A 21,673-nucleotide genomic window follows, 5' to 3' on the forward strand; every position below is an offset into this window, starting at 1 on the left:
TCGTGGCCGCGGAAGGTCAGGACAGCGCCTCGTCCAGTGCCTTCGTGATTCGCTTGAGCGAAACCGGGTGCGCGGTGCCGAGGGTTTGCGCGAAGAAGCTCACCCGCAGTTCTTCGATCATCCAGCGGATTTCCGCGAGTGCCGGGGACGACGTGCCCGGTGGCAGGCTGGCCAGGGTGGCTTCGTGCTCCCGGGTGATCCACGCGATGTCGGCGGTGCGCTGCAGGTCCCTGGTCGGCTCGGTGGGCAGCTTCTCCAGCCGGCGTTCCACACCACGCAGGTAGCGGACCACGTCCGGCAACCGGGCGGCGCCGGTCTCGGTGACGAAGCCGGCGTGCACGAGGCCGTCGAGCTGGGCCCGGATGTCCGCGAGCGATTGGGCCGGACCGCGTGCCCCGTCCAGACGGGTCTCCACGTCGTTCGCCGCCAGCAGGATGCGTTCCACCTCGGTGAGCACCCGCAGCACTGCCGGGTTCAGCCCGGCCCGCACCTTCTCCAGCAGCACGGCGAAACCGGCCTCGTCCCACACCGGACCGCCCGCCTCGGCGATCAGTGCGTCGGCCGCGCAGTCCACGCAGTCCTCCAGCAATCCCGCGACGCTGCCGTGCGGATTGCGGTTGAGCACCAGCTTCGAGGAGTTCGACAGCGAACGCGTGATGAACTTCATCGGCGAGTTCAGGTTCAGCCGCAGCATCCGCCGGGTGCCCGCCCACATCGCGTGCCGCTGTTCGGCCGGGGTGTCCAGCAGCCGCACGGCCACCGAAGAGCCCTCGTCCACCAGCGCGGGATAGGCCTTCACGTCGTGCCCGCGCCGGGTCGAGGCGAACACCTTCGGCAGCTCACCGAATGCGGGCCGGGTGAGCCCGGCTTTCTCGATGCTGTTGGCCGCCCGGGAAATCGTCTCGCGCACGCGCGGCGCCAGCCGCCGCTTCAGCTCGTCGAGGTCCTTGCCCTCGGCCACCCGTTTGCCGCGCTCGTCCACGACGCGGAAGGTCATCCGCAGGTGGTCCGGCACCGCGGCGACGTCCCATGCGGACAGCGGCACGTCCACCCCGCGCAGCGCATGCAGCTCGTCGGACAGCACCTCGGTGAGCGGACCGTCCGAAGGGGACACTCGCGAAAGGACTTCCTTCGCGGTGTCCGGCACGGGCACGAAGTTGCGCCGCAACGACTTCGGCAGCGATTTGATCAGCTGGGTGGTCAGTTCCCCGCGCAGACCGGGGACCTGCCAGTCGAATCCGTCCGGCGTCACCTGGTTCAGCACCGGCAACGGCAGGTGCACGGTGACCCCGTCGGCGTCCGCGCCGGGTTCGAACTGGTAGGTGAGGGCGAACACCAGCCCACCCTGGGTCCACGCGTCCGGGTAGTCCGCCTCGGTCACCCCGCCCGCGGATTCGTTGATGAGCATGGACTTCTCGAACGACAGCAGGTCCGGATCACTGCGCCGGGCCTTCTTCCACCAGCTGTCGAAGTGCCGCACGGACACCACGTCCGCGGGCACGCGCCGGTCGTAGAACTCGAAGAGGGTTTCGTCGTCCACCAGGATGTCCCGGCGGCGCGCCCGGTTCTCCAGGTCCTCGACCTCCTCCAGCAGCGCCCGGTTCTCCGCGAAGAACCGGTGGTTGGTGTGCCAGTCGCCCTCCACCAGCGCGCGGCGGAGGAACAGCTCGCGCGACAGCCCGGGGTCGATCCGCCCGTAGTTCACCCGCCGGTCGGCGACCAGCGGCACGCCGTAGAGCGTCACCTTCTCGACCGCCATCACCGCACCCTGCTTGCGTTCCCAGTGCGGTTCGGAATAGCTGCGCTTCACCACGTGCCCGGCCAGCGGCTCCACCCAGTCCGGCTCGATCCGCGCGTTGACCCGGGCCCACAGCCGCGAGGTCTCCACCAGCTCCGCCGACATCACCCAGCGGGGCTGCTTCTTGAACAGTGCCGACCCGGGGAACACCGCGAACCGCGCACCCCGCGCGCCGAGGTAGTCACCCTTCGCCGGATCCTTCAGCCCGATGTGCGAAAGCAGGCCGGCGATCAGCGAGGTGTGCACGCGCTGCGGATCGGCGGGCGTGCTGCTCAGCGTGATCCCGAGCGGCTTGGCGAGCTGGCGCAACTGGCCGAAGATGTCCTGCCACTCGCGGATGCGCAGGTAGTTCAGGTACTCGGCGCGGCACATCCGGCGGAACTGGTTGCCGGTGAGCGTTTTCTGCTGTTCGCTCACGTACTCCCAGAGATTCAGGTAGGCCAGGAAGTCCGACGACGGGTCGGCGAAGCGGGCGTGCTGGGCGTCCGCCGCCTGCTGCTTGTCCGCCGGCCGCTCCCGTGGGTCCTGAATGGACAGTGCAGCGGCAATGATCATCACCTCGCGCACGCAGCCGTTGCGCGCGGCCTCCAGCACCATCCGCCCCATCCGCGGGTCCACCGGGAGCTGCGCGAGCCTGCGGCCGGTTTCGGTGAGCCGGGCGGCCTCCTCTGCCTCGAACGCGCCGAGTTCCCGCAGCAGCTGCACGCCGTCGGTGATCTGGCGGCGGTCCGGTGGCTCCACGAACGGGAACGCGGCGATGTCCCCGAGGCCGAGCGAGGTCATCTGCAGGATCACCGACGCGAGGTTGGTGCGCAGGATCTCCGGATCGGTGAACTCCGGCCGGGCATCGAAGTCGTCCTCGGCGTACAGCCGGATGCAGATACCGTCCGAAGTGCGGCCGCAGCGGCCCTTGCGCTGGTTGGCCGAAGCCTGCGAGATCGGCTCGATCGGCAGCCGCTGCACCTTCGTGCGATGGCTGTAGCGCGAGATGCGCGCGGTGCCGGGGTCGATCACGTACTTGATGCCGGGCACGGTCAGCGAGGTCTCGGCGACGTTGGTGGCCAGCACGATCCGTCGCCCGGTGTGCTGCTGGAACACCCGGTGCTGATCGGCCGCGGACAACCGGGCATACAGCGGCAGCACCTCGGTGTTCGGCAGCCCGAGCCGGTTCAGCACGTCCGCGGTGTCGCGGATCTCCCGTTCGCCGGAGAGGAACACCAGGATGTCGCCGGGCCCCTCGGCGGACAGTTCACGCACCCCGTCGGCAATCGCCTGGGTCTGGTCGCGGTCCGGATCGGCCGCGTGCTCGTCCGGATCGGCGAGCGGCCGGTAGCGCACCTCGACCGGGTAGGTGCGGCCGGAGACCTCGACGATCGGGGCGGGGCCGTCGGGACCCCCGAAATGCTTCGCGAACCGCTCCGGGTCGATCGTCGCCGAGGTGATGATGACCTTGAGATCCCGGCGGCGGGCCAGCAGCTGCTTGAGGTAGCCGAGCAGGAAGTCGATGTTGAGGCTGCGCTCGTGCGCCTCGTCGATGATCAGCGTGTCGTACTGGCGCAGCATCCGGTCGTGCTGGATCTCGGCGAGCAGGATGCCGTCGGTCATCAGCTTCACGAGCGTGTGCTGCCCGGACTGGTCGGTGAACCGGACCTTGTAGCCCACCGCCTCGCCCGGTTCGGTCTTCAGTTCGCTCGCGATGCGGTCGGCGACCGTGCGCGCGGCCAGCCGGCGCGGCTGGGTGTGCCCGATCTGCCCGCGCACGCCACGGCCCAGTTCAAGGCAGATCTTCGGCAACTGGGTGGTCTTGCCCGATCCGGTCTCCCCCGCGACGATCACCACCTGGTGGTCACGGATCGCGTCGGCAATCTCGTCCTTGAGCCTGCTGACCGGCAGTTCGGCCGGGTACTCGATCTTGGGCACGCGATCGCGGCGCGCCTGCACGCGCAGCCGCGCGGTCTCGATTTCGCCGGCGATCCGCTCGGCCACGACCTGCTTGTCCCCGGCCCGGCGGGCACCGTCGAGCCTGCGGCGCAGCCGGTGCTCGTCGCGCAGCAAGAGCTCGGACAGCCGGGCGCGCAGCTCTGGGAGAGAGTTTGGAGTGGACATACCTCGGCCCAGGATAGCGGTGCGTGACCGGCGAGGCTCCCGAATATGCCGAGCGCAACGCCCGAGCCCGGTCGGGCAGCCCCGCACGAGCCCCCACCGGACCGGGCAAGTGCAGGCCCAGCCGCCCGGACCGGCACCCGGGCACGGCCGGCGAACCGGCCGGACAGCGGAGGCCTCGTCCGGCACGCCGGCCGGAGCGGACCGGCCAGACCGGCACCGCTGCGCGATCGGGCTGACGGGGCCGGGCTGTCACGCTGTCCGCGCCGCCGCTTCGGTGCGTCGTGAGCGGACCAGCCGGCACGGGAGCAGCCAGGTCAGCCGGTCCGAGCGCAGGACCGCGAGCGGGCCGATCACGGCCAGCAGGAGCACGTATCCGGCGACGAACGGGGCCACCCTCGAGTCGAGGCCTGCCGTGGTCGCCATCGCGGCCAGTACGAGGGAGAACTCGCCGCGGGTGAGCACGGTCAGCCCGATGTTGACGCCCGCCTGGCGGTCGAAGCCGTGCAGGCGGGCCGCGGCCGCACCGGCCGCCAGGTTCAGCACCAGCGTCAGCACCGCCGCGGCGAGGATCGGCAGCACGACCGTGCCCACCGCGCCCGGGTCGATCGACAGGCCGAAGATGAAGAAGAACAGTGCGCCGAACGCGTCACGCAGTGGCAGTACGAGCTTGTGCACCCGTGGCGCCACCTTCGAACCGCCGAGCAGCATGCCGACCATGAACGCGCCGATCGCGTCGGACACGCCGACCTCCTCCGCCACCGCGGCGCCGAGCACCGCCACCCCGACGAAGCAGACTGTGAGCAGTTCGTCGTCGGCGGAGCCGAACAGACGCGAGACCAGCCGCCCGCCCCACCGGGCGAGTGCGGTGAGCGCGAGCAGGAAGGCGAACGCCTTGCCGAAATCGGCCACGGCGGCGGCGAAGCCGTCCGCGCCGCTGAGCACCGGCTGCAGCAGCGCGAGGTAGAGCGCGAGGAACAGGTCCTCGAGCACGATGATGCCCATGATCAGGCGCGATTCCGGGTTCGCCAGCCGCCGCGTCTCCAGCAGCAGCTTGGTCACGATGGCCGAGGAGGAGATCCCGATCGCACCGGCGATCACCAAGGCCTCCCTGGTGCCCCAGCCCAGCGCGAAGCCGAACGCGAGCCCGCCGCCCACGTTGAGCACCAGGTAGGCGAGCCCGGCTCCGGCCAGCCGTGCGCCGCCGCGGGCGAGGTCGTCGAGCGAGAACTCCAGTCCGAGGTAGAAGAGCAGGAACACGAGGCCGAGACCGGCGAGCACGCCGAACTCGGCCGGGTCGTCCACAAGGGACAGACCGGGGGTGTACGGGCCGAAGACGAAACCGGCCAGCATGAACAGCGGGATGGTGGGCAGCCCGATCCGGGCTCCGACGCGGGCGAGGGCACCGGCGGCGAGAAACGCGCCGCCGACGGCCAGCAAAGCATGACCGTGGCTCATGGGGTCCTCCGAGCGACAGCTGGGTACGAGTGCGACGAGACGTACTCAGCCGGCAGGCGGAGCCCGCGCGAGTGCGGGCACGAACGCGCGGGACACCTCGGCGGGCTCGGGCACCGGGACCGCGGTGGCACACGCGACCGGGCGTGGCAGGCGGACTTCCGCGGGAACTACGGCGAGCGGCGACGGATGCGCAGCCGCGACATGCGTGGCGTGCTGCTGAACCAGGCCGGGCCCGGCATCATCCGGGTGCGCGCCTGCCGGCGCCGGGCCGGCCATCGCGACACCCAGTGCGATCGCGGCGACGAGCAACAGCCCGAGGATGGACCGGTGCCGCGACACGGAGCGGGCGGCACCAATCATCGTGCCGACGAGTTTACCATACCTTTACTGTCCACTGTGGTCTTTGCCGATGGACTACGCTGGCGACATGGCCGACTACGACCTGGTGGTGTTCGGTGCCACCGGATTCACCGGCGCACTCACCGCGGAGTACCTCGCCCGCACCGCCCCGGCAGGCTTCCGCTGGGCGATCGCGGGACGCAACCCCGGCAAACTGGCCGCGCTGCGCGAGCACCTCGCCGGGATCGACGAGCGCTGGGCCGAACTGCCGATCCGCACCGCGGACACCGGCGATCCGGCTTCACTGCGCGAAATCGCCGCCGCAGCGAAGGTGGTGGTCACCACGGTGGGCCCCTACCTCGCACGAGGCGAGCCACTCGTGGTGGCCTGCGCCGCGGAGGGCACGGACTACGTCGACCTCACCGGCGAGCCGGAGTTCGTCGACCGGATGTACGTGGCACACCATGCGAAAGCGGCCGAGACCGGAGCGCGGATCGTGCACTGCTGCGGTTTCGACTCGATCCCGCACGACCTCGGCGTGTGGTACACCGTCCGGCAGTTGCCGGAGAACGTGCCACTGCGGGTGGACGGCTACGTCCGGGTCGGCGCGCGGCCTTCCGGCGGCACCTTCGCCACCGCGCTCGACGCGTTTTCCCGGCGCACCCAGAGCACCCGGGCCGCGAAGCAGCGGCACGAACTCGAGCCGGCCATACCCGGCCGCTCGGTGCACATTCCCGCGGGCGCCCCGCATCGCACACCGGGTACCGGACATTGGGCGGTGCCGCTGCCCACCGTCGACCCGCAGATCGTGCGGCAGTCCGCGCGTGCGTTGCCGCGCTATGGCCCGGATTTCCGCTACCGCCACTTCGCCGCCTTCGCACACCTGCCGTCGGTGGCCGCGACCGCGGCCGGCGTCGGTGCGTTGTTCGCCGCGGCCCAGCTGCCGCCCGCCCGGCGTGCACTGTCCCGGCTGCTCGCCCCAGGCGAGGGCCCGGATGCCGGGCGACGGGCACGCTCCTGGTTCCGCGTCCGCTTCACCGGCCGCGGCGGCGGAGAGGAAGTGACCACCGAGGTCTCCGGCGGCGATCCGGGTTACGACGAGACCGCCAAAATGCTCGCGGAATCCGCGCTCTGCCTGGCTTTCGACGAACTGCCGAGCACCGCCGGCCAGCTCACCACGGCCACCGCGATGGGCGACGCGCTGATCGGGAGACTGACCCGCGCGGGCATCGGCTTCCGCACACTCTGAACCGGCTCCGCACCGAACCGGCTCTTCACCCATCGAAGGTGCAGTCGCACCCGCCGGACTCGAGCAGCGATCTCGCGATGTATGCCGGCCGATGGACCCGGCAATCCGTGCTTTCCGGTTGTCCCGCCAGGCATCAGGCGGCCGGCGAACCAGGTCGTGAAGTGCCGCTCCGGTCACAGGGCGACGTAGGGCAGCTCGGCGCCGTCGCGCGTGGTGTGGGCGGTCCAGTAGTGCCGAGCGATGGTTTCGGGCCGGGTCTCCGGCCCGCCGCTGCCGATCCAGGCGAAGATCGGGACGTGCGCGACGTACACGCCGGTGTCCGCGGTCGCCTGGTGCAGTTTCAACGCGTAGCTGCGCAGCGCACCGCTGCCGATGGCGGTCGTGGTGAACTCGGCGGGCCCGGCAAGCGGGTCCTGGGAAGTGCCGCCAGTGGTGTAGAGGATGGTGCCGCTGCCGCGCTCGATCATGGCGGGCAGCACCTGCTCGGTGGCTGCGATCCCGCCGTAGAGGTAGTACTCGAGCTGCGGCTGGATGTCTGCCCTGCTCGCCTCGATCGGGCCCGGATTGCCCAGGCCGGGGACGGGGGCGTGCGCGGCGGGCGAGTACTCCAGGACGTCCACGGCTCCGAAGCGCTCCTTGATCCGGTCGAAGGCGGCGGCGATCGAGGCCGGATCCATGACGTCGGCAGCGAAGCCCGCGGCCTCGATCCCGGCCTCGGTCAGCTCCGCGGCGAGGTTGCCGAGTTTCTCCTGGGTGCGGGCGACGAGCGCGACGGAGAATCCGTTGTCCCCGAACGCCTTGGCGATGGACCGGCCGAGGCCGGGGCCGGCTCCGACGATGGCGATGGTGGGCATGGCGAGTTTCCTTTCGATGCTCGCTACTTACTGCTCGTGTGGTAACAGGCTGCGAGGCCCGTACTGTGGTGAATGCGAACGGGAGGCGGACGAGATGGTGATACCGGCGAGGATCAGCGGGCCGTGTCAGGCATGGCCCGAAGAGAGCGCGTTCATCCGCGAGGTGCTCGACCGGATCGGCGACAAGTGGACCGTGTTGATCATCAGCACGCTCGGCGACGGGCCGCTGCGCTACTCCGGACTACAGGCGAGCATTCCCGGGATCTCGCAGCGGATGCTGACCCAGACGCTCAAGAACCTCGAGCGAGACGGATTGCTCACGCGCACCGCGTACGCCGAGGTCCCGCCGCGAGTGGAGTACGAGCTGACGGATCTGGGCCGGTCCCTGATGGATGCGGTGATGGCGATGGCCGGTTGGGCCGCCGCCCACCACGGTGAGATCGCCGGCAACCGGGCGGCCACCGCACGCACCGGAGTCGGCCGGGGCAGGGCCCGGATCAACGCGTCGGCGGGCTGAGCCGTCGCTGCGCATTGCCCGCCTCCACAGTCGTTGCGTCGTCGTCGGTGTCGGCGTAGCACGTTCCGGTATCAGGATCGCACCACCCACCGGCGGGGATCGGCACGATCTCCCGCCCGTCCTTCGCCTCGTTCATGACACACGCCCGGCACCGGCCCGCTACCTGCTCCAGCAACTGGCCGTAGACCGGGACCTGCTGGGCGCCGGGGACGGCCACCCGGCGGTCGAGGACGACGAACGGGACGCCGGTCGCGCCCAGCTCCAGGCCCTCGGTCCGGTCGGCGCGTACACGCTTGGCGTACTCGTTGCCCGCGAGGATCTCGCGGACTCGCTGCCCGTCCAGCCCGATCGTCTCCGCGGCACCGGCGAGCGTGTCCGGGTCGTAGGGGTTGAGGGCGCCGGCGAAGAAGCCGTTCTGGAGGTCCGAGAAGAACTCGAGCCCGCGGCCGTGGTCGTGGGCGTACTGGACCACGCGGTGCAGGTCGAACGTGGTGGCGTTCAACCGGTCCAGCGAGAACTCGAGCCCTTCCTCGCGTGCGAGTGCCTGCATCCGGCGCTCGGCCCGGAGGACGTCGGCGGCGGTGCCACCGTGCGCACGGATGAAGCTCTTCTCGTTTTTCTCCGGTTCCTGCGGTGCGCCCGGGTCCAGCTCGAACGACCGCATGACGAGCTCGAACCGAGCTGCGTCCGGGCGCTGCGCGATCGCCGCCTGAAGCCGGTGCTTTCCGACGTAGCACCACGGGCAGCCCAGGTCGGACCAAACCTCGATGACGACCCGGGATCCCGCGGATTGTGTTGGCTGCGCAACCATCTTGCTCACCTCACCAGTAGTGCGTAACACCATCATGAGTGAGAAAGAGAGGGCTTACAAAAGGCACTTTGAAGTGCGTCCGAATCGACCGGCAGGCACCGCATCCCCAGCTGCGCAGAGCCGGTCCGCACCACCCGGCTCAGCGCGTTTTCGGTTGCCCGGTGCGCATTTCGGCCCTGGCAGTGCGGAGGTGAGGATCACTCCGCCGATCCGGGGTTCTTGCGCCGGCTGGCGTTGAAGCGCGCCTTCTTCTGGCGGTTCCCGCAGGTGTTCATGTCACACCATTTGCGAGTGCGGCTCTGGCTGGTGTCGAAGAAGGCGGCCTGGCAGGTCGGCGAGGCGCACAAGGCCAGTTTTCCGTCTCGTTCGCCTGCGATGACGGCGATCGCGTCCGCGGCGATGACGCTGAGCGCATCTTCCACGCAGGACGCCGAGCTGAGCTGCCATCGCCGCTCGCCGCCGGGTGTCAGGATCGCCGCGGCCCGCCCCCGGACGCTGCGGTCGTTGAGGACCTGAACAGCCGGCGCGGGCAGTGCCTCCCGGATCGCGGCTGCGGTCGCCGCGGCGTGAATCGACTCCCGCAGTTCCCGGGCGAGGTCGAGCTGGGCAGTGGTGCAGGAGTCCACGGCGAGGCCGCTCACCGCCAGCCAGTCGAGGAGTCGGTGCGGCGTGGGAATGCGCTCCACAGCGTCGCCCCGACGCTCCGTCAGCGTCGCCGTGAAGCTGGTCGCCAGCACAGTGCCGAGGCGGAAGTCGGGGAACTCGGCACGCATGGAACCAGCTTAGCAGGTTGCCCGCGAGCCGCGGAGTCTGTTAGAACCGTCTTAGCCGGTTCACAATCACCCGGTTCCGCGACGGCCAGGAGGTCTCATGCCCCGTCCGACCGGCGACGTGCAAGCTTTCGAAGCCCACGCACCTGACGCCGACCTCGACGATCTGCGCGCGCGGCTGGCCGCGGCCCGGCTGCCGGAGGCCGAGACGGTCGACCCCGCCGGGCCCGGCCCGCACCGATGGGACCAGGGCGTTCCGCTCGCCGACCTGGCCGAGGTCGTGGACTACTGGCGCACCGAGTACGACTGGCGATCGTTCGAGGCCCGCCTCAACCGGATCGGCCAGTTCCGCACGACCATTGACGATCTGGGAATCCATTTCCTGCACCGCCGGTCCGCGCGCGCCGAGGCCACTCCGCTGCTCATGACGCACGGCTGGCCGGGCAGCATTGCCGAGTTCATCGATGTCGCAGACGAACTGGCAGATCCGGAAGATGCGCACGCACCGGCGTTCCACGTCGTGGTCCCGTCGTTGCCGGGCTTCGGGTACAGCGACCGGCCGGCCACCACCGGATGGGGAACCGAAAAGATCGCGGCCGCATGGGTGGAACTGATGCGCAGGCTCGGCTACCCCCGGTTCCTGGCCCACGGCGGCGACTGGGGTGGCAATATCACCACGGTTCTCGGCGGCCGGTTCCCGGCACACGTACTCGGCATCCACACCACGTTCGCGGAGGGGCCTCCCGGGTTGACCACGGACGGGCTGACCGACCTCGAACGCAAGTGGACCGAGGAAACCCACGATTTCTGGCACCACCGCGCGGCCTACGCAAAACAGCAGGCGACCCGGCCGCAGACCATCGGCTACTCGCTCGTCGACTCACCGGTCGGGCTGCTCGCCTGGATCCTCGACAAGTTCGCCGAATGGTCGGACACCGAGGACAGCCCGTTCGAGACGATTTCCAGGGACCGGATTCTCGACGACGTCACCCTGTATTGGCTGACGCGGACCGGCGCATCGGCGGCCCGCATTTATCACGAAAGCCACAACTCACTCGATCCCGGGCTCCGGGTCGACGTCCCGTCGGCAATCACGATGTACCCCCGCGATATCGAGAAGTATCCGCGTGCCTGGGCACAGGAGCGGTACCGGCAGATCGTCCGGTGGGCTTCACCCGAAACCGGGGGACACTTCCCGTCGCTGGAGGTCCCCGGATATTTTGTCGCAGATCTGCGCGCAGGCCTCGCCGCAGTGCTCGCCGCGCATCGGTGAGCACAAGGTCCACAAAGGACAAAGCTGGTCGTTCGCCTCCTCGAATCCCCGATCCGGCCCTTGCCGGGGGTTTCCCCTTCCTCTATGGTGGCGCTACGCCGCAGCAGTACCCGGAGCCGACGTGCCCCGGCCCTGCCTGGGCAGCGCCGGTTCCGGCCGCCTTGCCCACCTTTCGCGGAAAGGGAATCCCCGTTATGCGCAAGACGATGCGGCCGGCGCTCGCCGCCGTTCTCACCGCGGCTTCGGCCCTCGCACTCGGACTCGGCACCCCGGTCGCCTCGGCGGCCGCTCCCCCGCATCCGTTCGCCGCACCGGCGAGCGTGCGGGACTCCGGCGGCGATCTGTCGTCCCCGGAGAAAAAGGAAATCGCCATGCAACTGGTGTCGAGCGCGGAGAACTCCTCGCTCGACTGGAAAGCGCAGTACCGCTACATCGAGGACATCGGCGACGGCCGCGGCTACACCGCGGGCATCATCGGGTTCTGCTCGGGCACCGGCGACCTGCTCGAACTGGTCCGCGCCTACACCGATGCGGTGCCGGACAACCCGTTGGCAGGCTTTCTGCCCGCACTGGAAAAAGTCAACGGCAGCGATTCGCACGAGGGCCTCGGCCCGGACTTCGAACGGGCCTGGAAGCAGGCCGCCGACACGAGCGAGTTCCAGCAGGCGCAGGACGGTGAGCGGGACCGGGTGTACTTCGATCCGGCGGTCGACCAGGCGAAAGCCGACGGCCTCGGTGCATTGGGCCAGTTCGTCTACTACGACGCCATCGTGATGCACGGGCCCGGCGACAGCCAGGACAGCTTCGGCGGAATCCGCAAGACCGCGATGGAGAACGCAGCGACCCCGGCCCAGGGCGGCGACGAAACCGGCTATCTCAAAGCGTTCCTGGACGCCCGCAAGGTGATCATGAAGCAGGAGGAGGCGCACGCGGACACCTCGCGCATCGACACCGAGCAACTGGTGTTCCTCGACGACGGCAACCTCGACCTGCACACTCCGCTGAAGTGGAGTGTCTACGGCGAGCAGTACGAAATCAGCTGAACCGCCGGCACCTCCGGCCGTCCGTCGACGGCGGTCGGAGGCGCCCTGGCACAGCGAACCGCACCACACTGCCGCGCCGCGGCGGAACCGCTCGCGCCGTCTCCCCCGCCACCCGGCGGAACCGCTCGCGGCCCGCCGTCTCCCCGGCACTGACCCGCCGATGCCCGAACGGCCTCAGCGTGCGTTCAGCCGGTCCAGTGCCGACTGGCTCTCCTCGTCCGCGGCGCGGTTGATCACCAGCAGCTGGTCCGGATCCTCGAGCGGGGCGAGTGTTTCGTACTGCAGAACGAGCGGCCCGGCCTCCGGATGCCGCATCACCTTGCGCCCGCGGCCGGTGACCTTGACGTCCCGCTCGGCCCACAATCGCGCGAATTCCTCGTCACCACTGGTGAATTCGGCGATGAGTTCGGCCAGCAGCCGATCGTCGGGATGCGCGGCCCACGCGGCGCGCAGGTGCGCGATCCCCTCCCGCACGACGAGTTCGCGGTCCACGTAGCGTTCCCGGATCTGCGGGTGCCGCAGGCACAGCCACATGGAATTGCGCTGCGGCGGCGGCAGAGTGCCGAAATCCACCAGCAGGTTGGCCATTTCCCGGTTCCAGGCCAGGATGTCGTAACGGTGGTTCATCAGCATCACCGGCAGCGGCGACAGGTCGTCGACCAGCCGGACCAGCGAAGGCGCGGCCACGGTGGCGGCCTTTCCTGCGGTCCGGGGGCGCTGTGCGGCCAGGTCGAACAGATAGGCGCGCTCGCCGGGATCGAGGCGAAGCGCCCCGGCCAGCGCCTCCACCACGTCTGCCGACGGCCGCAGCCCGCGGGCCTGTTCCAGCCGCACGATGTAGTCGATGCTGACCCCGGCCAGTTCGGCGACCTCCTCGCGGCGCAGTCCCGGGGTGCGCCGGGACTGCCGGCGCACGGGCAGGCCGAAATCCTGTGGATCAAGGCGTTCGCGCCGGGTCCGCAGGAACGCGGCCAGCTCCTGGGCGGTGTCGACAGTGCGGGTCATCGCGGCCGAGTGTAGCGGCAGGGTAGGAGTGGCATTCCCAGGAAGATCGCTCCCTTACCCGCTGTTCGCGTCCGGCACAGACTCGGTCCCGACCGATCACCGGCACAGGAGGAAAACGATGTCCCTGACCCTCGACACCTACCGGCTGCTGGGCCGCTCCGGGCTGCGCGTCTCCCCGCTGGCGCTGGGCACCGCGACCTTCGGCACCGAGTGGGGCTGGGGCGCCGAACAGGACGACGCGCGCAAGCTGTTCGACCGCTACGTCGAGCGTGGCGGCAATTTCATCGACACCGCGCCGACCTACACCAACGGCAGCGCCGAGCGCATGCTGGGCGAATTCACCCGCGACAACCGGGAAAGCCTGGTGCTGGCGACGAAGTACACGACACTGCGCCGCTCCGGCGACCCGAACTCCGGGGGAGCGCACCGCAAGAGCATGTTCTCCTCGGTGGAGTCCAGCCTGCGCCGGCTGAACACCGACTATCTCGATCTGCTCTACCTGCACGTGTGGGATGACACGACACCGGTCGAGGAGGTTCTGCGCGGGCTGGACGATCTGGTCCGCCAGGGCAAGGTCCTGTACGTGGCGATGTCCAACGTGCCCGCCTGGCAGGTGTCGCGCATGCAGGCGATCGCCGAACTGCGTGGCTGGTCTCCGCTGATCGCGCTGGAGATCGAGTACAACCTGGCCGAGCGCACCGGGGAACGCGATCTGATCCCGATGGCCCGCGAGATGGGGCTGGGGGTGGTGCCGTACTCGCCGCTGGCAGGCGGGGTACTCAGCGGCAAGTACCGCAGGGCCGACCTGACCACGACGGGCGCCGCGGCCGGGGCCGGCCGGCGCAAGGACGCCAATCTGGCCCTGGGCTGGCTCACCGAACGGAGCCTCGCCATCGCCGAGGTCGTGCGGGAGGTCGCCGCCGAGCTGGACCGCCCGCCCGCACAGGTCGCGCTGGCCTGGACCCTGCAGAACCCGGCCGTCACGGCGTCGATCATCGGCGCCCGCACCCCGGCGCAGCTGGAGAACAACCTGGGCGCGCTGGAGCTCGACCTCACCGACGGCCGGCTGGCCCGCCTTGCCGAGGTCAGCGCGATCTCCCTCGGCAACCCGCACGATCTGCTCGCCAGCGACCACATCCGCAGCGAGACCAGCGGCGACCTGAAGATCCGGGCCCGCCGTTGATCCCGGCGCCGAGGGCGTCACCGCCCTCGGCGCACGTCGTCAGCCCGCGAGCACCGCCTCCGCCGACCGGGTGTTCACGATCCGGTCCGGGCCGAGCCCGGCTTCGTGTGCGCGTACACAGCCGTAGACCTGCCAATCCAGCTGTCCGGGTGCGTGCGCGTCGCTGTCGATGGCGAAATCGCAACCCAGTGCCGCGGCCCGGCGCAGCAACCGCATCGGCGGGTCGAGCCGCTCCGGGCGGGCGTTGATCTCCACCGCCACGCCGTGCTCGCGGCAGGCGGTGAACACCTTTTCCGCGTCGAATTCCGACTCCGGCCTGCCGCGCCCGCCGACCAGCCTGCCGGTGCAGTGGCCCAGCACGCGCACGTGCGGGTTCGCGACGGCGGCGAGCAGCCGCGGGGTCATCTCCGGTGCCGGCATGCGCAGTTTCGAATGCACGCTGGCCACCACGAAATCGAGCTGGGCCAACAGTTCTTCGGTCTGGTCGAGCGCGCCGTCGTCGAGGATGTCCACCTCGATCCCGTGCAGCACGCGGAACGGCGCGAGGGCCTCGTTCACTTGCGCCACCTCGATCATCTGGTCCCGCAGCCGCTCGGCGGACAATCCGCGGGCCACCGTCAGGCGCGGTGAATGATCGGTGAGCACAATCCATTCGTGCCCCAGCGAACGTGCCGCTTCAGCCATTTCGCGGATCGGGCTTCCGCCGTCGGACCATTCGGAGTGTGTGTGGCAATCCCCGCGAAGCGCGGCACGCAACGGACCGCCGTCCGGCAACGCTGCTTCGTCCAGCTTCGCCGCGTACGCAGGCGTACGCCCCTGTAGCGCATCCTCGATCACACCCGCGGTTGCTTTGCCGATGCCTTTGAGCGCTTGCAAGGTACCCGCCTGTACACGGGACTCCAGCTCTTTCGAGGACAGACCGTCGACGACTGCGGCCGCTTGACGGAACGCGCGCACCCGATAGGTCGGCTCTCCCGAGCGTTCGAGCCGGAAAGCGATGTCACGCAAAGCGCGTGCCGGATCCATGACCACCTGTGTACTCGCTCAACTGCGAAGCGGCAGCTCGTGCAGCTCGACGTCCTCGAGACGGCCGTCCACGATCTCCGCAGTCTGGTAGGTGCAGAACGGCTGCCGGCGCCGGTCGGTGGGCGAACCGGGGTTGAGCAGCCGCAACCCGCCCGGCGTCACCGAATCCCACGGGATGTGGCTGTGCCCGAAGACGAGCACGTCGGCGTCCGGGTACTGCTGCTCGCACCGGGACTCCCGGCCCTTCGCGTCGCCGGTTTCGTGCACCACGGCCAGCCGGACGCCGCCGAGCGTCACCCGCTCGACCTCGGGAAGCCACTCCCGCAGCTCCGGGCCGTCGTTGTTGCCGTACACACCGACCAGCCGTTTGCTGCCTGCCGCGAGGGCGTCGAAGGTGCCGAGGTCGACCCAGTCGCCCGCGTGCACCACGACGTCCGCTCTCGCCACCTCGTCCCACACCGGTTCGGGCAGCTCCTTCGCCCGCTTCGGCAGGTGCGTGTCCGCGACGAGCAGCAAGCGCACGTCAGCCCTCCTGTTCTCCGATCGCCGCGAGCACCCGGTCAAGGAACCCCGCGATGTGGTCGCGCAGCAACGCGGCCGCGCCGTCCGCGTCGCCCTTGCCTGCCGCGGCGAGCACCGCCTTGTGCTCGCTCCACTCGGTACGCCAGCTCGGGCTGGAATCCCAGCCGACCACGGTGATCAGCGCCGCCCGGTCCCGCAGATCGTCCAGCATGGACACCATCAGCGGGTTGCCGCAACCGGCGTAGAGCGCACGGTGGAACCGCCGGTTCAGCAGGCTCAGCGTGGCGTGGTCGGAATCGGCCAGTGCGGCGGACGCCTCCTGCAGCGCGCCGGCCGCGTCCTCGGACAGCGCCGGATCCTGTGCCAGCACCGCCCGGCGCAGCGCCTCCGGCTCCAGCACCATGCGCACGTCGTAGACCGACCGCGCCAGTTCGGCGTCGACCACGCACACCGACGCGCCCTTGTACGGGCTGAAGGTGACCAGCCCGGTGTTCGACAGCACTTTGAGCGCCTCGCGCACCGGGGTCTTCGACACCCCCAGCCGGGCCGCCAGCTCGGCTTCCACCAGCTGCTGGCCGGGCCGCAGCTCGCGGGTGAGGATGCCACGGCGGATCTCCGCCAGCACCACCTCGGTGCGGGAGGCGGGGAGGCTGAACGTCGACGGCATCGGACACTCCTGGCTCTCGCGCACGCGTGCGCGTTCATTCAACCAGGCGGATGCCCGGCGCTCGGCGGTACAGCGGAAATGCAATCATATATCAGATGCCGTATGCGGCGACCGGGACGAAAGGCGAGGTGGTCATGAAGGCACCCGAGGACCTGCGCAGCCACCGCTGGTTCGGCGGCGGAGAACTGCGGAACTTCAGCCACCGCGCCCGCGCGCGCCAGCTGGGCTATGCGGCCGACGAACACCTCGGCAAGCCGGTGATCGGCATCCTCAACACCTGGAGCGACATCAACCCGTGTCACATGCACCTGCGTGAGCGCGCCGAACAGGTCAAGCGCGGTGTGTGGCAGGCAGGCGGGTTCCCGCTGGAGTTCCCGGTGGCGACGCTCTCGGAGACCTACCAGAAGCCCACGCCCATGCTGTACCGCAATCTGCTCGCGATGGAGACCGAGGAGCTGCTGCGGTCCTACCCGGTCGACGGCGCGGTGCTGATGGGCGGCTGCGACAAGACGACGCCGGCGCTGCTGATGGGCGCGGCGAGCGCGGGCCTGCCGTCGATCTTCGTGCCTGCCGGGCCGATGCTGCGCGGGCACTGGCGCGGCGAGGTGCTCGGCAGCGGCACCGACATGTGGAAGTACTGGGACGAACGGCGGGCAGGCCGGATCGGTGACCAGGAGCTGTCCGAACTGGAACGCGGGCTGGCCCGCTCCCCCGGGCACTGCATGACGATGGGCACCGCGTCCACCATGACCTCGGCGGCCGAGGTGCTGGGCGTGACCCTGCCCGGTGCCGCGTCGATCCCGGCGGTCGACTCCGCGCACCACCGGATGGCTGCGGCCAGCGGGGCGCGGATCGTGGACATGGTGTGGGAGGACCTGACGATCACGAAGATCCTCGACGAGCGTGCCTACGCCGACGCGATCACCACCGTGCTCGCGCTCGGCGGCTCGACCAACGCGGTCATCCACCTGATCGCGATGGCCGGACGCAGCGGCATCTCCCTGTCGCTCGCGGACTTCGACGCGATCGCCCGCCAGGTGCCCGTACTGGCGAACATCCGGCCCGGCGGGGACTGGCTGATGGAGGACTTCTACTACGCCGGGGGCCTGCCGGGACTGCTGTCCCGGCTGACCGACCTGCTGCATCCGGACCGGATCACGGTCACCGGACGGCCGCTCGCGGAGTCGCTGGCCGGGGCGCGGGTGCACGACGACGATGTGATCCGCCCGCGCGGCAACCCGGTGGCCGCCGAAGGCGGCGTGGCCGTGCTGCGCGGCAACCTCGCGCCCGGCGGCGCGGTGATCAAGCACATCGCGGCGGAATCTCGGCTGCTCACGCACACCGGCCCGGCCGTGGTGTTCGACGACTACCGCGACCTGCAGGCCCGCATCGACGACCCGGCACTGGGCATCACCGCGGATTCGGTGCTCGTACTGCGTGGCTCCGGACCGCTCGGCGGGCCGGGGATGCCGGAGTACGGCATGCTGCCGATCCCGAAGTACCTGCTCGCCGAGGGAGTGCGTGACATGGTGCGGATCTCCGACGCCCGGATGAGCGGCACCAGCTACGGCGCCTGCGTCCTGCACGTGGCACCGGAATCGCACGTCGGCGGTCCGCTCGCACTGGTCCGCGACGGCGATCCGGTCACGCTCGACGTCCCCGGCCGCACCCTGCGGCTGGAGGTGGACGACGCCGAACTGGCGGACCGGCGGGCCGCCTGGACCGCTCCCCCGCCGCGGTTCGAACGCGGCTACGGTGCGCTCTACTCCGCGCACATCACCCAGGCCGACGAGGGTTGCGACTTCGACTTCCTCGCCCGCGCGGGTGGCACCGCGGAGCCCGACGCGCGCTGACCGGTTTGTGTCGGCTGGGGGCAGTAGTCCGGCATGTCCGGCTCTGCCCGTACGCTGTGCATCGGCACCCAGCGAGTGGAGGGTCGAACAAGGTGGCGTACGAACCGCGCTGGCCGGAATCCCACGGCGAGCAGACCGACATCCTGCCGGTCGTGCCCCCGGGCGAGCCGGAGCGGCCGGCCCGGCGCCGTGGGCTGCGCCGGGCAGGCTGGATCTCCGGCGGCGTGCTCGCGGTACTGGTCGTGGCCTATCTGATCGACCTGCTGACCAGCCAGGGCCGGGTGCCGCGCGGAGTCGTGGTGGCCGGCGTCGACGTCGGCGGGCTGGAGACGCCGGTGGCCGAACGCGAGCTGCGCGGCAGCATCGAACCGCGGCTCGCGCAGCCGGTCACGGTCACCGCGGGCGAGGCACGCACCACCCTGTCGCCGGAGGCGGCCGGGCTGCGGCTCGACTGGAGCGCGACCCTGGAGCAGGCAGGCGACCAGCCGCTGAACCCGTTCACCCGGCTCGCGTCGTTCTTCTCCAGCCAGGAGATCGGCGTGGTGTCGCTCGCCGAGGACGCCAAGCTCGGTGCCGCGCTGGAGGACCTGCGCGGCCGCGTCGACCGTGCGCCGGTGGAGGGCACCGTGCGGTTCGACGGCACCACCCCGGTCGCGGTGGAACCGAAGGCAGGCCAGAAACTCGACCTCGAAGCGGCACGGAAGGCAGTACTGACCGGCTGGGCGAAGGATCAGGCGCTCTCGCTGCCGGTCGTGCCCGCACCGGTGTCCACCACCGCAAAGGGTGTGCAGGCGGCGCTGGCGGACTTCGCCCGGCCGGCCGTCTCCGGTCCGGTGACGGTCAAGGGCGAAGGCAAGGACGCCACGCTGCAGCCTGCCGACATCGCCGCGGCACTCACCTTCGTGCCTGCCGACGGCGGTGGTCTCACCCCGAAGCTCGACCCGAAGAAGATCACCGATGCGCTGGGCCCCCAGCTGAAATCCACCGAGCAGGAGGGCAAGGACGCGAGCATCGAGTTCGCCGGCGGCAAACCGGTGGTCGAACCCTCGACCGACGGCAGCGCGGTGGACTGGGACCAGAGCCTCAAACCACTGCCGGACACGCTCAAGCAGACCGGCGAGCGGGAGCTGAAGGCGCATTACCGGAAGACACCCGCGAAGGTCACCACCGAGCAGGCGAACCAGCTCGGGGTGCAGGAGGTCGTCGGCGAGTTCAGCACGCGCGGGTTCGCCGCCGATTCCGGGGCCAACATCCGGGTGGTCGCGGACAAGGTCAACGGCGCCATCGTGAAACCGGGGGAAACCTTCAGCCTCAACGGATTCACCGGGCCACGCGGAACGGCGCAGGGCTACGTGGAAGCGGGCGTGATCGAGAACGGCGCACCGGCCCGCGAGGTCGGCGGCGGCATCTCGCAGTTCGCGACCACCTTGTACAACGCGGCCTACTTCGCCGGGGTGAAGGACGCCGGGCACCGGGAACACAGCTACTACATCAGCCGGTACCCGCCCGCGCGCGAGGCCACCGTGTTCCAGAACCCCAACGGCTCCAGTGTGATCGACCTGAAGTTCACCAACGACTCCGGCCACGGGATCGCGATCCAGACGATCTGGACACCGTCGTCGATCACCGTGAAACTGTGGGGTACCAAGCGTTACACGGTGGAATCGGTGACCGGCGGGCGCACCGGCCGGAAACCGGCGCCGACCAAACCGGGCCCGGCGGAGAACTGTCACCCCTCGGCGGGCGCGGAAGGCTTCACCACCAGCGACACCCGGATCCTGCGCGATGCCGCCAGCGGCCGCGAGGTTTCCCGGGACACCCGCACGGTCCGCTACAACCCGCAGCCGAAGATCGTCTGCGACTGAGCTGCTCAGCGGTCCCGGCGCAACCGGGCCGCGACCGCCGCCACGGCGAAGTCCACGGTGAAGGCGAATTCCGCCTCGTGATCGCACCGGGCGAGGAACGGCGCGGTTGCGCTCAGCCCGCTCTGCTCCAGTTCCGCCTGGCGGTGTGCGACGGCGTCGGTGTCACCGGCACCGAACGCCGGGCCGGCGCCCGTCTCGCGCAGCAACGTGCCGACGACCAACGCCAGCAGCGCGCGCAGCAGGTGCACCGCTTCCTCCGGCGACGCACCCGCCGCGCACAGCACCGAAAGCACCGCACCGACCGGCGCGAGCGCCGCCGGGGACGGCAGCTGCCGGGTGAGCACCAGGGTGGCCGCCTGCGGATGAGCGAGCGCGGCACGCCGGAACGCGTGGGCGACGGCGTGCAGGTCGTCCTCGAGCGAACCGGTGGGATCCGGCAGCACGATCCCGGCCAGCACGTGCTCGGCGACCGCGTCGAGCAGGCCGTCCTTGCCGTCGACGTGGTTGTAGAGGCTTTTCGCGTCGACGCCGAGCCTGCGCGCGACCGCCCGCATGCTGATCGCCGCCACGCCTTCGGCGTCGGTCACCGCCAGCGCAGCCGCCCGGATCGACTCCGGCGAAAGCCGGGCGGCCCCCTTGCGTGGTCTCCCCCGTTCCGCCATCGTCACCACCTTGCTGAAAACCCACGTCGTGGATTAAATTGCCTGGAAACCCACCCTAGCCGCCGGGAGCCCCTGTGAACCAGTTCGCCATTCCGGACGCCGAGGTGCTCAGCGCCCGGCAGAAGGTCGTGCTCGACCACTTCCACGACGAGGTCCGGCAGGACTGGGACGACGTGCTGGCCACCTTCCCGCACCCGCACTACGAAATCGTGCCGACGATGACGGTGCACGACGGGGACGCGGCGGTGCGCGGGTACTACGACGAAACCCGGCTGGCGTTCCCCGACCAGGACCACGAGATCATCGCGCTGCGGCACAGTGCGGACGCGGTCATCGTGGAGTTCTGGCTGCTGGGCACGCACCTCGGCCCGCTCGGCCGGATCCCGCCGACCGGACAGCGCTTCCGGGTCCGGATGACCGCCTACTTCGTCTTCGACGACCAGGAGAACCTGGTCTGCGAACGGGTCTACTTCGACACGCTGAGCATGCTCCGGCAGCTGATCGGCGGACTGAACCTGCGCGATCCGCGCACCTGGCCGAAACTGGCCAAAGCGGTCCGCGGGCTGCTCGCCATGAGCAGCGATCCCGACCCGCGGCTGACCCGCACCAGCCCGCCGGATCTACCCGAACGAGCCTGACCGAGGCGGACGGTAGGGTCGGCCCCCAGCGCACGGA

General features: G+C 70.2%; 19 protein-coding genes. 8 read left to right on the forward strand and 11 right to left on the reverse strand.

All coding sequences use genetic code 11. The features are described 5' to 3' along the window. Positions 1–16: 16 nt before the first annotated feature. The 3 genes from hrpA to ABD793_RS17495 form a co-directional block, all read right to left on the reverse strand. Positions 17–3,904 carry an ATP-dependent RNA helicase HrpA gene (gene hrpA, locus ABD793_RS17485; protein WP_344861141.1) on the reverse strand — a complete coding sequence of 1,296 codons (3,888 nt, stop codon included), beginning with the start codon at positions 3,902–3,904 and terminating at the stop codon, positions 17–19. Positions 3,905–4,153: 249 nt separating this feature from the next. Continuing rightward, a complete protein-coding gene (locus tag ABD793_RS17490) occupies positions 4,154–5,359 on the reverse strand; it encodes a cation:proton antiporter (RefSeq protein ID WP_344861143.1) in 1,206 nt (401 codons plus the stop codon). Between the two features lie 45 nt (positions 5,360–5,404). Continuing rightward, positions 5,405–5,719, reverse strand: coding sequence for a hypothetical protein (locus ABD793_RS17495; RefSeq protein WP_344861145.1), 315 nt, complete (start codon positions 5,717–5,719; stop codon positions 5,405–5,407). A gap of 67 nt (positions 5,720–5,786) precedes the next feature. On the opposite strand from ABD793_RS17495, the gene ABD793_RS17500 reads away from it, so the two are divergent. Continuing rightward, positions 5,787–6,947, forward strand: a complete 1,161-nt coding sequence (locus ABD793_RS17500) for a saccharopine dehydrogenase family protein (protein WP_344861146.1) — start codon at positions 5,787–5,789, stop codon at positions 6,945–6,947. Positions 6,948–7,120: 173 nt separating this feature from the next. Here ABD793_RS17500 and ABD793_RS17505 read toward each other — a convergent pair whose 3' ends face one another. After that, on the reverse strand, positions 7,121–7,801 hold the full coding sequence (locus ABD793_RS17505) for an SDR family NAD(P)-dependent oxidoreductase (protein WP_344861148.1): 681 nt from the start codon (positions 7,799–7,801) through the stop codon (positions 7,121–7,123). A 94-nt stretch (positions 7,802–7,895) separates the two neighbouring features. Between ABD793_RS17505 and ABD793_RS17510 the strand changes: the two genes are divergently transcribed. Further along, the gene (locus ABD793_RS17510) at positions 7,896–8,318 is read left to right on the forward strand and encodes a winged helix-turn-helix transcriptional regulator (RefSeq protein ID WP_344861150.1); all 423 of its coding nucleotides are present in this window, start codon (positions 7,896–7,898) and stop codon (positions 8,316–8,318) included. On the opposite strand, the gene ABD793_RS17515 is transcribed toward ABD793_RS17510, so the two are convergent. Next, a complete protein-coding gene (locus ABD793_RS17515) occupies positions 8,299–9,165 on the reverse strand; it encodes a DsbA family oxidoreductase (protein WP_344861152.1) in 867 nt (288 codons plus the stop codon). The two genes, ABD793_RS17510 and ABD793_RS17515, sit on opposite strands and share 20 nt — an antisense overlap. 161 nt (positions 9,166–9,326) lie before the next feature. Continuing rightward, a complete protein-coding gene (locus ABD793_RS17520) occupies positions 9,327–9,902 on the reverse strand; it encodes a CGNR zinc finger domain-containing protein (RefSeq protein ID WP_344861154.1) in 576 nt (191 codons plus the stop codon). A 97-nt stretch (positions 9,903–9,999) separates the two neighbouring features. Here ABD793_RS17520 and ABD793_RS17525 point away from each other — a divergent pair, with 97 nt between their 5' ends. Continuing rightward, positions 10,000–11,172, forward strand: a complete 1,173-nt coding sequence (locus tag ABD793_RS17525) for an epoxide hydrolase family protein (RefSeq protein WP_344861156.1) — start codon at positions 10,000–10,002, stop codon at positions 11,170–11,172. A gap of 194 nt (positions 11,173–11,366) precedes the next feature. Beyond that, complete coding sequence (locus tag ABD793_RS17530; protein WP_344861158.1) at positions 11,367–12,215, forward strand: chitosanase; 849 nt, start codon at positions 11,367–11,369, stop codon at positions 12,213–12,215. Positions 12,216–12,389: 174 nt separating this feature from the next. Here the strand turns inward: ABD793_RS17530 and ABD793_RS17535 are convergent, their stop codons facing one another. Then, positions 12,390–13,220, reverse strand: a complete 831-nt coding sequence (locus tag ABD793_RS17535) for a helix-turn-helix transcriptional regulator (protein WP_344861160.1) — start codon at positions 13,218–13,220, stop codon at positions 12,390–12,392. Between the two features lie 118 nt (positions 13,221–13,338). Between ABD793_RS17535 and ABD793_RS17540 the strand changes: the two genes are divergently transcribed. After that, positions 13,339–14,403, forward strand: coding sequence for an aldo/keto reductase (locus ABD793_RS17540; RefSeq protein ID WP_344861162.1), 1,065 nt, complete (start codon positions 13,339–13,341; stop codon positions 14,401–14,403). Positions 14,404–14,442: 39 nt separating this feature from the next. Here ABD793_RS17540 and ABD793_RS17545 read toward each other — a convergent pair whose 3' ends face one another. The 3 genes from ABD793_RS17545 to ABD793_RS17555 are packed head-to-tail and all read right to left on the reverse strand — an operon-like array spanning position 14,443 to position 16,618. Continuing rightward, on the reverse strand, positions 14,443–15,429 hold the full coding sequence (locus ABD793_RS17545) for a PHP domain-containing protein (protein ID WP_344861164.1): 987 nt from the start codon (positions 15,427–15,429) through the stop codon (positions 14,443–14,445). Positions 15,430–15,447: 18 nt separating this feature from the next. After that, entirely contained in the window at positions 15,448–15,951 is a 504-nt protein-coding gene (locus tag ABD793_RS17550; RefSeq protein ID WP_344861166.1) for a metallophosphoesterase family protein, read from the reverse strand. A gap of 1 nt (position 15,952) precedes the next feature. After that, complete coding sequence (locus tag ABD793_RS17555) at positions 15,953–16,618, reverse strand: GntR family transcriptional regulator (protein ID WP_344861168.1); 666 nt, start codon at positions 16,616–16,618, stop codon at positions 15,953–15,955. A 134-nt stretch (positions 16,619–16,752) separates the two neighbouring features. On the opposite strand from ABD793_RS17555, the gene araD reads away from it, so the two are divergent. Then, positions 16,753–18,471: an L-arabinonate dehydratase gene (gene araD / locus ABD793_RS17560; protein ID WP_344861769.1), complete on the forward strand. Its 1,719-nt coding sequence runs from the start codon at positions 16,753–16,755 to the stop codon at positions 18,469–18,471. Between the two features lie 92 nt (positions 18,472–18,563). Continuing rightward, positions 18,564–20,336, forward strand: coding sequence for a VanW family protein (locus ABD793_RS17565; protein ID WP_344861170.1), 1,773 nt, complete (start codon positions 18,564–18,566; stop codon positions 20,334–20,336). 5 nt (positions 20,337–20,341) lie between these two features. Here ABD793_RS17565 and ABD793_RS17570 read toward each other — a convergent pair whose 3' ends face one another. Then, complete coding sequence (locus ABD793_RS17570) at positions 20,342–20,998, reverse strand: TetR/AcrR family transcriptional regulator C-terminal domain-containing protein (RefSeq protein ID WP_344861172.1); 657 nt, start codon at positions 20,996–20,998, stop codon at positions 20,342–20,344. A 74-nt stretch (positions 20,999–21,072) separates the two neighbouring features. Here ABD793_RS17570 and ABD793_RS17575 point away from each other — a divergent pair, with 74 nt between their 5' ends. Next, on the forward strand, positions 21,073–21,636 hold the full coding sequence (locus ABD793_RS17575; RefSeq protein WP_344861174.1) for an ester cyclase: 564 nt from the start codon (positions 21,073–21,075) through the stop codon (positions 21,634–21,636). The last annotated feature ends 37 nt before the right edge of the window (positions 21,637–21,673 follow it).

Origin of the sequence: Amycolatopsis ultiminotia, from assembly GCF_039536925.1 — a bacterium.
Classification (GTDB): domain Bacteria; phylum Actinomycetota; class Actinomycetes; order Mycobacteriales; family Pseudonocardiaceae; genus Amycolatopsis; species Amycolatopsis ultiminotia.

Excerpts from the sequence above, each read along its gene's own strand:
- ABD793_RS17540 (WP_344861162.1), top strand. The coding sequence starts at position 13,339 with ATGTCCCTGACCCTCGACACCTACCGGCTGCTGGGCCGCTCCGGGCTG.
- ABD793_RS17535 (WP_344861160.1), bottom strand. The coding sequence starts at position 13,220 with ATGACCCGCACTGTCGACACCGCCCAGGAGCTGGCCGCGTTCCTGCGG.
- ABD793_RS17570 (WP_344861172.1), bottom strand. The coding sequence starts at position 20,998 with ATGGCGGAACGGGGGAGACCACGCAAGGGGGCCGCCCGGCTTTCGCCG.
- ABD793_RS17520 (WP_344861154.1), bottom strand. The coding sequence starts at position 9,902 with ATGCGTGCCGAGTTCCCCGACTTCCGCCTCGGCACTGTGCTGGCGACC.
- ABD793_RS17500 (WP_344861146.1), top strand. The coding sequence starts at position 5,787 with ATGGCCGACTACGACCTGGTGGTGTTCGGTGCCACCGGATTCACCGGC.
- ABD793_RS17515 (WP_344861152.1), bottom strand. The coding sequence starts at position 9,165 with ATGATGGTGTTACGCACTACTGGTGAGGTGAGCAAGATGGTTGCGCAG.
- ABD793_RS17505 (WP_344861148.1), bottom strand. The coding sequence starts at position 7,801 with ATGCCCACCATCGCCATCGTCGGAGCCGGCCCCGGCCTCGGCCGGTCC.
- ABD793_RS17510 (WP_344861150.1), top strand. The coding sequence starts at position 7,896 with ATGGTGATACCGGCGAGGATCAGCGGGCCGTGTCAGGCATGGCCCGAA.
- ABD793_RS17555 (WP_344861168.1), bottom strand. The coding sequence starts at position 16,618 with ATGCCGTCGACGTTCAGCCTCCCCGCCTCCCGCACCGAGGTGGTGCTG.
- hrpA (WP_344861141.1), bottom strand. The coding sequence starts at position 3,904 with ATGTCCACTCCAAACTCTCTCCCAGAGCTGCGCGCCCGGCTGTCCGAG.
- ABD793_RS17545 (WP_344861164.1), bottom strand. The coding sequence starts at position 15,429 with ATGGATCCGGCACGCGCTTTGCGTGACATCGCTTTCCGGCTCGAACGC.
- ABD793_RS17495 (WP_344861145.1), bottom strand. The coding sequence starts at position 5,719 with ATGATTGGTGCCGCCCGCTCCGTGTCGCGGCACCGGTCCATCCTCGGG.
- araD (WP_344861769.1), top strand. The coding sequence starts at position 16,753 with ATGAAGGCACCCGAGGACCTGCGCAGCCACCGCTGGTTCGGCGGCGGA.
- ABD793_RS17490 (WP_344861143.1), bottom strand. The coding sequence starts at position 5,359 with ATGAGCCACGGTCATGCTTTGCTGGCCGTCGGCGGCGCGTTTCTCGCC.
- ABD793_RS17530 (WP_344861158.1), top strand. The coding sequence starts at position 11,367 with ATGCGCAAGACGATGCGGCCGGCGCTCGCCGCCGTTCTCACCGCGGCT.
- ABD793_RS17525 (WP_344861156.1), top strand. The coding sequence starts at position 10,000 with ATGCCCCGTCCGACCGGCGACGTGCAAGCTTTCGAAGCCCACGCACCT.